We start from the raw sequence: 8,514 nt of genomic DNA on the forward strand, positions 1-8,514 counted from the left end.
GTACACCGACGGCGCCAACATGAACGCGCTGGTCGGCGTCGCCAAGCCGGGCAAGTGGGGTTCGGACGTCTCGCATCTCAACTTGCACAAGACCTTCTGCATTCCGCACGGCGGCGGCGGCCCCGGCGTCGGCCCCTGCGCGGTGAAAGCGCATCTCGCGCCCTTCCTGCCAGCGAAATACGCGGAGAAAACCACCGTTGGCATGGTCAGCGCCGCGAGTTTCGGCAGCGCCAGCATCCTGCCGATCAGCTGGATGTACATCGTGATGATGGGCGCCGAAGGCCTGCGTCGCGCCACGCAGGTCGCGCTGCTCAACGCCAACTACATCGCCAAGCGTCTCGCGCCGCATTACCCGACGCTGTACACCGGTCGCAACGGCCTGGTCGCACACGAATGCATCCTCGATCTGCGCCCGCTCAAGGACAGCACCGGTATCAGCGCCGAAGACGTCGCCAAACGCCTGATCGACTTCGGCTTCCACGCACCCACGCTCAGCTTCCCCGTCGCCGGCACGCTGATGGTCGAGCCGACCGAAAGCGAATCGCAGCACGAACTCGACCGCTTCTGCGACGCGATGATCCAGATCCGCGACGAAATCCGCGCCATCGAACAGGGCAAGCTCGATCGCGAGGACAACCCGCTCAAGCACGCGCCGCATACCGCGACCGCCGTATCGGCCAGCGAATGGACTCACGCCTATCCACGCGAACTCGCCGCCTTCCCGCTGGCCAGCCTGCGTCTGCAGAAATACTGGCCGCCGGTGGCGCGTGTGGACAATGTCTACGGTGACAAGAACATCATGTGCGCCTGCATCCCGATCGATGCCTATAAGGAAGAATCGGAAGCGTAAGTTTCTCTTCGCAAGAGCAACTCGAGCAACAAAGAAACGCCCCGGCATTGCCCGGGGCGTTTTTCTTGCATCACCGAAACGTCTTCTTTCGCGCGCGCCGGCTAATCATGGCCGCGGCGACGATTCACCTGCCACGATCCGACGCCGCGATCGCACTACTCGCGCATCTCGTACGAGCGCGGAATCGCGATGTGGCGCGTCGCATCGGGCTCGAAGTCGGCCTGGCGCTCCATCCACGTGCGGAACTCGCCAAAATCGCATGCAGGGCTACCGGCCCGATAGCGGAACGTAGGATCCCGACTGACCAGGAATTTCACGAAGCAGTCCAGCAGCGGCAGCGCGGGATTCATGTCCTCGAGCCAAATGAACTGCCCCATCTCGTTGACTTCCAGGAACACGTATTCGCCGTTCGGCTTGACGACGATGTCGATGCAACCAAATACCAGTCCCAGGCGATCCATGAGCGCACAACATTTTTCCTCGATGTCGGCGGGAAGCGGGAAGACCTCGCACTGGATTTCGCTGTCCAGCTGATTGGCGCGCCAATCGGTGAGGTAGTAGCCGTCCTTCTGCGAATCGAGCTTCGCCGCGAATACCGAACGTCCGATGACCGTGACCCGGAGCTCGAACGCTTTGTCGAGAAACTCCTGGTAGATGCCGGGCGCGTTGGCCAATGAGGCATCGTTGCTGAGCAGTTCTTCGCTCAACACCGAGGTGAAGGTCGCATGGGATTTGTCTTCGGAAACCCAGCAGGCGGCGGTCAACGGTTTGTAAATGGCGCGATCGCCATTACGCCGGAAGAAGCCGCGTATCTGTTCCGGGTCATTGGAAAAAAGCGTGTGCGGAATCTGCAGGCCGACCGCCTTGGCGTTGAGCAGTTGCACCGGCTTGCGGTCGGCGCGCAGCTTTGCCTGCAGCGGGTTGACCCAGAATCGCGGTTTTTCGTCGAGCATGTGCATGGTCGCGCGCATGAATTCGCCCGATTCCGTCTGCGCAAACTTGCTGTCCGCAGGGTGCAGGTCAGGAGAGGCGATGGGCTGATACCAGCGACGCAGCCAGATCGCATCGGCATCTTCCAGCGTCATCGGCCGGTGCTGTCGCGCGCAGGAAAACTCAAGCGCGTCGGCGGCGCCTGAGCGCGTCTGGCCGCTGTCGAGATGGATGCTGATGGCGGCCTTCTGCGGAAAGTCGTGCGTATAGAGCACCAGCGATTCCTCGCCGGCCTTCTCCAGCCCCCAGGCGACGGCGCGCGCATGGATGTCCCACGGGTCCGCGACGATCAAGGTTCTCATGACTTCTCCGTATTAAAAATGATGATGACAATGGCGAGCAGGTGTCAGAGCGCAGCTTCGACGCGATCTGCAGACGGATTTTCGGCAGCGCCCGCCCTGCCATCCTGTCCGGTCTGTTGCATGGCCCACAACGTCGCGTACTGCCCGTTGCGTGCCAGCAGACTGCGATGCGTGCCGCGCTCGACGATGCGGCCACGATCGAGCACGATGATTTCGTCGGCATCGACTATCGTCGACAGACGATGCGCGATGATCAGCGTGGTCCGCTCGCGGGCGATCTCGACGATCTCGCCCTGGATGATCCGCTCGGTGCGCGTATCCAACGCGGAAGTCGCCTCGTCGAAGACCAGCAAGGCGGGATTCTTGAGCAGGGTCCGCGCGATCGCCACGCGCTGTTTCTCGCCGCCGGAAAGCTTCAGCCCACGCTCGCCGACATTGGTGTCGTAGCCCAGCGGCAGGCGTTCGATGAACGCGTGGATATGTGCGGATTTCGCCGCGGCGATGACTTCCGCGCGCGAAGCGTCGGGACGCCCGTAAGCGATGTTGTAGTAGATCGACTCATTGAACAGCACCGTGTCCTGGGGAACGATGCCGATCGCGCTGCGCAGCGAATCCTGGGTGACGCTGCGGATATCCTGACCGTCGATCAAAATGCGACCGGCGCTGACGTCGTAGAAGCGGTAAAGCAGTCGCGCAAGCGTCGATTTCCCGGCGCCGGTCGTGCCGACAGCAGCCAGCGTCTTGCCCGGCGGAATGCAGAAGTCGACATCGAACAGGATGCCCTGCTCTGCCTGGTAGCCGAAACCCACGTGCTCGAAACGCACGCCGCCACCAGCAAGCGCCAGCGCCGGCGCATCGATCACATCACGAACTTCCAGCGGCTCATCGAGCAACGCGAACATGCGTTCGATATTGGCCAATGCCTGCCGGATTTCGCGATAGAGCATGCCCAGCGAGTTCAGCGGTGCTGCCAACTGCAGCAGAAAAGCGTTTACCAGCACCATGTCGCCCAGCGTCATCTGCCCGGCGACCACCCCGACGGCAGCGCGCCACAGCAACAGGCTCAAGCCGATGGCGATGATCGCAGCCTGGCCGAGATTGAGCACCGACGCAGTCTTCAGACTGACGACGGCCGCCTCTTCCAACTGCTTCAAACTGTTGTCGAAGCGCGCGAACTCGTGGCGTTCGCTGTTGAAGTATTTCACCGTCTCGTAGTTCAACAACGAATCTACCGAGCGCGAATTGGCTTCGCTGTCGGCCTCGTTCATGGTGCGGAAGTAGTGCAGGCGCCATTCGGTCGCTGCATAGGTGAAAAGCATGTACGCCAGCAGGGTCGCCAAGGTGATGACGGCAAAGCTGCCGTCGTAACGCGCGATCAGGATCGCCGCGACCATCGCGACCTCAAACACGGTCGGCAGGATCATGTAGAGCGACCAGTCGATCAGGTCGGCGATCGACGCCATGCCGCGCTCGATGTCGCGGGTCACGCCGCCGGTGCGACGATCGAGATGGAAACGCAGACTCAGGGCATGCAGATGCGCGAATACGCGCAAGGTGATCACCCGCGTAGTGCGGGTGAGAACGCGCGCAAACACGATGCCGCGCAGTTCCTGGAACATCGAGGTCGACAGCCGCAGCGCACCGTAACCGAGCAGCAGCAGAGTGGGAACAACCAGAGGCGCCGATCGATCGTTCATCGAATCGATGAGCTGCTTGAGCAACACCGGTACGCCGATGTTGGCGAGCTTGGCGGCGACGACGAAGGCCAGCGCAAGGATCACGCGGACGCGGTAGTGCCAGATGGTCGGCAGCAGCCGGCGAAAAACGCCGACGAACGACACCGGAGGCCTGGCTGCGGGAAAATCCATCGACACCGCCGATATGGCACGAGAAAAATAAAACCGGGTGCAGATGAACTGCACCCGGCGCAAGCATGCGCAGCGATCAATCGCCGCGCAGTGAAGCCTTACGGAATCTGGTCACCGTTGTCGGCGTGATCGATCTCGCGGGTCGGGCCGGTGCGCGTGAAGGTCGACTGACCAAAGTTGGTGTTGGCCTTGACGTCATTGGGCGCCGTTTCGATGGCGACTTTACGGCCGAGCAGACGCGTTTCCATTTCGTGGCTCATTACTTTTCGCTCCGTATTTACAGCGGTCACGTCGACCGCCCGAGGAACCTAGCCTGTTTTGAAAACCCTTTGTTGGCGCCTGGGACGAACAGCGAGATTCGCGTGATGAGTGCTGTTCAATATCTGCAACGGATGTATCGCATCCTTGCGGCAACGACGACCGCTGCTGATCGATACGCAACATTTTTGTAGAATTTCGTTCGCGACGTGATTATTGTTCACCCTCGCCCTCGACGCAGGTTGCAAAGCGTTCGCCGCCTTGCGATCGTTTTCGCGAGAATCGTCAATCCTCAAAATCTGGTGAGTCACATGAATCTTGCCGCCCGAATCCGACGCGCCCGCAGGCATGTCGGCCTGAGCCAATCCGCACTCGCGCAACAGCTCGGCGTGCATCGCAGTTGCGTCGGCCATTGGGAGGGCGTGAGCAATTCCAATCCCCGTCATGATCGTCTTGCAGATCTCGCGAAACTTTGCGTCGTCAGTTACGAATGGCTGGCCACCGGCCGCGGTCAGATGAAACTTGGTCACGATCCACTGGACGACATTCCCGCGGCGAACGGACGCTCAATCGACGATCCGCAGGCGCTGCGCCTGCTGGGTGCGTGGGAAGCAATGTCCTCGCATTCGCGAATTGCGCTGCTGGGGCTCGTCGAGGAATTGGCCTCGTTGCGGCAACCGAAACGACGCCGTGAAGGCAGCGCCCTCGGCGCGATCATTTCCTGATGGCCCGGCGCTGCGGACTGCCATGGACACGCTGACCTGGAACGACGACCTCATCGCTGCCCGCAAAGGCGATGCCGGTGCGCTGGAGCGCGTGCTGCAGCGTTCGCGCCAGGACCTGCGCCGTTATGCCGAGTACCACTGCCCGGTCAACGATGCCGAGGACGCCGTGCAGGAATCGCTGTTCATCGTCTCGCGCAAGCTCATGGACCTGCGGCAACTCGAAAGCTTCGCGTCCTGGATATTTCGTATCGTCAAACGCGAGTGCAATCGCTACAAGCGGATCAAGCGCGCGCTGATGCAGGTACCGATCACCGAGGACATCGTCGGTCCGTCCTATCCCGAGTCCCGGGGCGTGGCCCACGATGTCGCCCGTGCGCTGGAATCGCTGCCGGCGCACTACCGCGAGATCATCCTGCTGCGCGATCTCGACGGCCTCAGCATCGAGGAACTGTCTGATCAACTTGGGTTGACTCGACTGGCGGCAAAGGCCCGCCTGCACCGCGCCCGCAGCCTCGCCCGCGAATACTTCGCCTGCTGATTCTGCCGGGAACTCCGGAAACGCTGCGGCGCGGCGCCATGTCTTTGCATGGCACCGCGATGCGACGACGGCAGGGTGCCCGGCTGCTATCCTGCCGGCATGGACAACAGCCCGCCTCCGCCGCGCATGGTCGATCGTTTCCGCGGCTTCCTGCCCGTGGTTGTCGATGTCGAAACCGGTGGCTTCGAGTCCGCGCGGCATGCCTTGCTGGAAATCGCCGCTGTGCCGATCGTGATGGATGCCCGCGGCATGCTCGCGCTGGGCGAAACCATCACCACGCATGTCGAGCCCTTCCCCGGCTCGGAGATAGATCCGAAGTCGCTGGAGATCACCGGCATCGACATCGGCCATCCGTTCCGCGATGCGAAGTCGGAACGCGATGCCCTCGACCATGTTTTCAACGGCGTGCGCGCCGCGGTGCGCAAGGCCGAATGCCAGCGCGCGATCCTGGTCGGACACAACGCGCATTTCGATCTCGGCTTTCTCAACGCTGCGGTCGCGCGCGTACAGCACAAGCGCAATCCGTTTCATCCCTTCAGCACGTTCGACACCGTCACCCTCGGCGGCCTCGCTTATGGCCAGACCGTGCTCAGCCGCGCCGTGCAGGCGGCAGGCCTGCCCTGGGACGGCGACGAAGCGCACTCGGCAGTGTATGACGCCGAGCGCACGGCGCAGTTGTTCTGCCTGGTGTTGAATCGCTGGCAGGAATTCGCTGCCTTTGTGCCCGTACCCGTCGCGCCCCAGGAAGCCTGAGCGGCCATAACGAAAATTTACCCCCGGGCTGCGGCACACTCGCGCATCCACAGACGAGGGGTCCGCCATGCTTTACGACAGCATTATCGACACCATTGGCCGCACGCCCGTCGTACGCATCAACCACCTCGCCCCCGCCGGCGTGACGATGTACGTGAAGTGCGAATTCTTCAACCCGATGTCTTCGGTGAAGGACCGCCTCGCACTCGGCATCATCCTCGACGCGGAAGCCAGCGGTGCGCTCAAACCCGGGCAGATGGTGGTGGAAGCAACCTCCGGCAACACCGGTATCGCGCTGGCGATGGTCTGCGCGGCGCGTGGCTATCCGTTCGTGGCGATCATGGCCGATTCGTTCTCGATCGAGCGCCGCAAGCTGATGCGCGCCCTCGGCGCCAAGGTGTTGTTGACGCCGGCGGCCGAACGCGCCACCGGCATGGTCAAGCGCGCCGAGGAATTCGCCGCAAAGCACGGCGCTTTCTACGCGCAGCAATTCGATAACCCAGCCAATCCTGCTTTCCATCGCAACACCACCGGCCCGGAAATCCTGCAGGATTTCGCCGGCAAGCGCCTCGACTGGTTCGTCACGGGCTGGGGTACCGGCGGCACGCTGACTGGCGCCGGCCAGATGCTCAAGCTGGCGCGGCCGACGACGAAGATCGTTACCACCGAACCTGCTGGTGCATCGATGCTGGCCGGCAAGGAATGGGCGCCGCACAAAATCCAGGGCTGGACGCCGAACCTGATACCGGGCGTGCTCGATCGCAGCGTCTACGACCACAACCTGCCGGTCACCGATGACCTCGCCCGCGACACCGCGCGCGCACTGGCGCAGAAGGAAGGCATCTTCTGCGGCATTTCCTCCGGCGGCACGTTCGCCTGCGCATTGCAGGTCGCACGCGATTTCGCCAAACCCGGCGACGTGATCCTGGCCATGCTGCCCGACACCGGAGAACGCTACCTCAGCACCGTCCTGTTCGAAGGCATCAACGAGGGCTCGGATGACGAGTGGTTGGCGGAATTCGAAGCCGGGAAGTGATTGCGCGGCCGTGATTTGGCTTTTGTGATTCTGCTTATGTAGGAGCGACGCAAGTCGCGATAGTTCGCTCCAAGCAGCGACATTTCGCGACTTGCGTCGCTCCTACAACGCTCCTACAACGCTCCTACCGTCAAACCGTCGGCTTGGCGAAGCGCCGTTTCAGCGAAAAGCCGATGCCGTACAGGCTGATAACGATCCAGGCGAACTCGATCGAGAACACCGGCCAGTTCATTTTCTCGGCGTAGACCACCGACACCAGAATGCCGGCAGCGCCGAGCAGGTTGAGTATCGAATACAACGCGCCGTGGCCGTCGAGCTTGCGCACCTGCAGGCCGAAATACGCGGCGAGGATGACGAAGGTGCCGGCGAAGCCGACGAAATCGAACCACTGCAGACTCATCATTTCGCCGCTCCGAGACGTTGCCGCACGACTTCAAACAAGGCGATGCCGGTCGCAACGGAAACATTGAGGCTTTCCATTTCGCCGGGCATCGGAATCTTTATCAGCCCGTCGCAGTGTTCGCGCGTCAAGCGGCGCATGCCCTCGCCTTCACCGCCCAACACCAGGGCGACATTGCCGCTGAAATCGGTGGCGTGGATATCGGCCTTGGACTCGCCGTCGAGGCCGTAAACCCAGACGCCGGCATCCTTGATCGCCCGCAGCGTGCGCGCGAGGTTGGTCACGCTGATCACCGGGATGCGATCGGCCGCGCCTGCGGAGGTCTTGCGCACGGTCGCGTTGATCGGCGCCGCCTTGTCCTTCGGAATGATCACGGCAGTCACTGCTGCCGCCGCTGCGCTGCGCAGACAGGCGCCGAGATTGTGCGGATCCTGGATGCCATCGAGCACGAGGATCAACGCCTTGCCGCCGGCGGCTTCTATCAACGCCGGCAGTTGGCTTTCCTCGATCTGTTTCGGCGCCTCGTACCGCGCGATCACGCCCTGATGGCGCAGGCCGCCGGCGACGCCATCCAGCGCCTGCAGCGCGATGCGGCGCACGGAAATTTCACGCCGCCGCGCGGTCTCCTCGATCTCGGTCAGGCGCGGATTCTTGCCGCCAGCTTCGATGAGGACTTCGCGGACGTTTTCGATGTCGTGTTCGAGCGCCGACGAAACAGCATTGATGCCGGCGATCCAGGTTCCCTTGCTGCTCATGCGTGTTGGTTCCGTTCTTTCATGACGCTCTTTCGCTCC

At 62.4% G+C, this 8,514-nt stretch carries 9 protein-coding genes and 1 pseudogene; 5 read left to right on the forward strand and 5 right to left on the reverse strand.

Annotated elements, in window-relative coordinates; genetic code table 11:
• Positions 1-850 (forward strand): annotated as a pseudogene (locus tag VKM35_RS12225) (glycine dehydrogenase (aminomethyl-transferring)); the annotation flags it as partial.
• A gap of 155 nt (positions 851-1,005) precedes the next feature.
• Here the strand turns inward: VKM35_RS12225 and VKM35_RS12230 are convergent.
• The 3 genes from VKM35_RS12230 to VKM35_RS12240 all read right to left on the reverse strand — a co-directional run bounded on the left by VKM35_RS12230 (position 1,006) and on the right by VKM35_RS12240 (position 4,270).
• Entirely contained in the window at positions 1,006-2,142 is a 1,137-nt protein-coding gene (locus VKM35_RS12230; RefSeq protein WP_324321296.1) for an MvdC/MvdD family ATP grasp protein, read from the reverse strand.
• A gap of 44 nt (positions 2,143-2,186) precedes the next feature.
• Positions 2,187-4,010 carry an ABC transporter ATP-binding protein/permease gene (locus VKM35_RS12235; protein ID WP_324321297.1) on the reverse strand — a complete coding sequence of 608 codons (1,824 nt, stop codon included), beginning with the start codon at positions 4,008-4,010 and terminating at the stop codon, positions 2,187-2,189.
• 98 nt (positions 4,011-4,108) lie between these two features.
• Positions 4,109-4,270: a hypothetical protein gene (locus VKM35_RS12240; protein ID WP_324321298.1), complete on the reverse strand. Its 162-nt coding sequence runs from the start codon at positions 4,268-4,270 to the stop codon at positions 4,109-4,111.
• A gap of 207 nt (positions 4,271-4,477) precedes the next feature.
• Here VKM35_RS12240 and VKM35_RS12245 point away from each other — a divergent pair, with 207 nt between their 5' ends.
• From VKM35_RS12245 to cysK, 4 genes are all read left to right on the forward strand, one after another.
• Entirely contained in the window at positions 4,478-4,993 is a 516-nt protein-coding gene (locus VKM35_RS12245) for a helix-turn-helix domain-containing protein (protein ID WP_324321299.1), read from the forward strand.
• A gap of 22 nt (positions 4,994-5,015) precedes the next feature.
• Positions 5,016-5,531, forward strand: a complete 516-nt coding sequence (locus tag VKM35_RS12250; RefSeq protein WP_324321300.1) for an RNA polymerase sigma factor — start codon at positions 5,016-5,018, stop codon at positions 5,529-5,531.
• A gap of 99 nt (positions 5,532-5,630) precedes the next feature.
• Complete coding sequence (gene rnt, locus VKM35_RS12255; RefSeq protein WP_324321301.1) at positions 5,631-6,284, forward strand: ribonuclease T; 654 nt, start codon at positions 5,631-5,633, stop codon at positions 6,282-6,284.
• 67 nt (positions 6,285-6,351) lie between these two features.
• A complete protein-coding gene (cysK, locus tag VKM35_RS12260; protein WP_324321302.1) occupies positions 6,352-7,320 on the forward strand; it encodes a cysteine synthase A in 969 nt (322 codons plus the stop codon).
• Between the two features lie 130 nt (positions 7,321-7,450).
• On the opposite strand, the gene VKM35_RS12265 is transcribed toward cysK, so the two are convergent.
• Together VKM35_RS12265 and rlmB are read right to left on the reverse strand one after the other, a co-directional pair.
• A complete protein-coding gene (locus tag VKM35_RS12265; RefSeq protein WP_324321303.1) occupies positions 7,451-7,720 on the reverse strand; it encodes a CBU_0592 family membrane protein in 270 nt (89 codons plus the stop codon).
• Complete coding sequence (rlmB, locus tag VKM35_RS12270; RefSeq protein WP_324321304.1) at positions 7,720-8,475, reverse strand: 23S rRNA (guanosine(2251)-2'-O)-methyltransferase RlmB; 756 nt, start codon at positions 8,473-8,475, stop codon at positions 7,720-7,722. Before rlmB ends, VKM35_RS12265 begins: the two co-directional genes overlap by 1 nt.
• Positions 8,476-8,514 lie beyond the last annotated feature (39 nt).

The sequence above is a fragment of the Arenimonas sp. genome, from assembly GCF_035312645.1.
Lineage (GTDB): Bacteria > Pseudomonadota > Gammaproteobacteria > Xanthomonadales > Xanthomonadaceae > Arenimonas.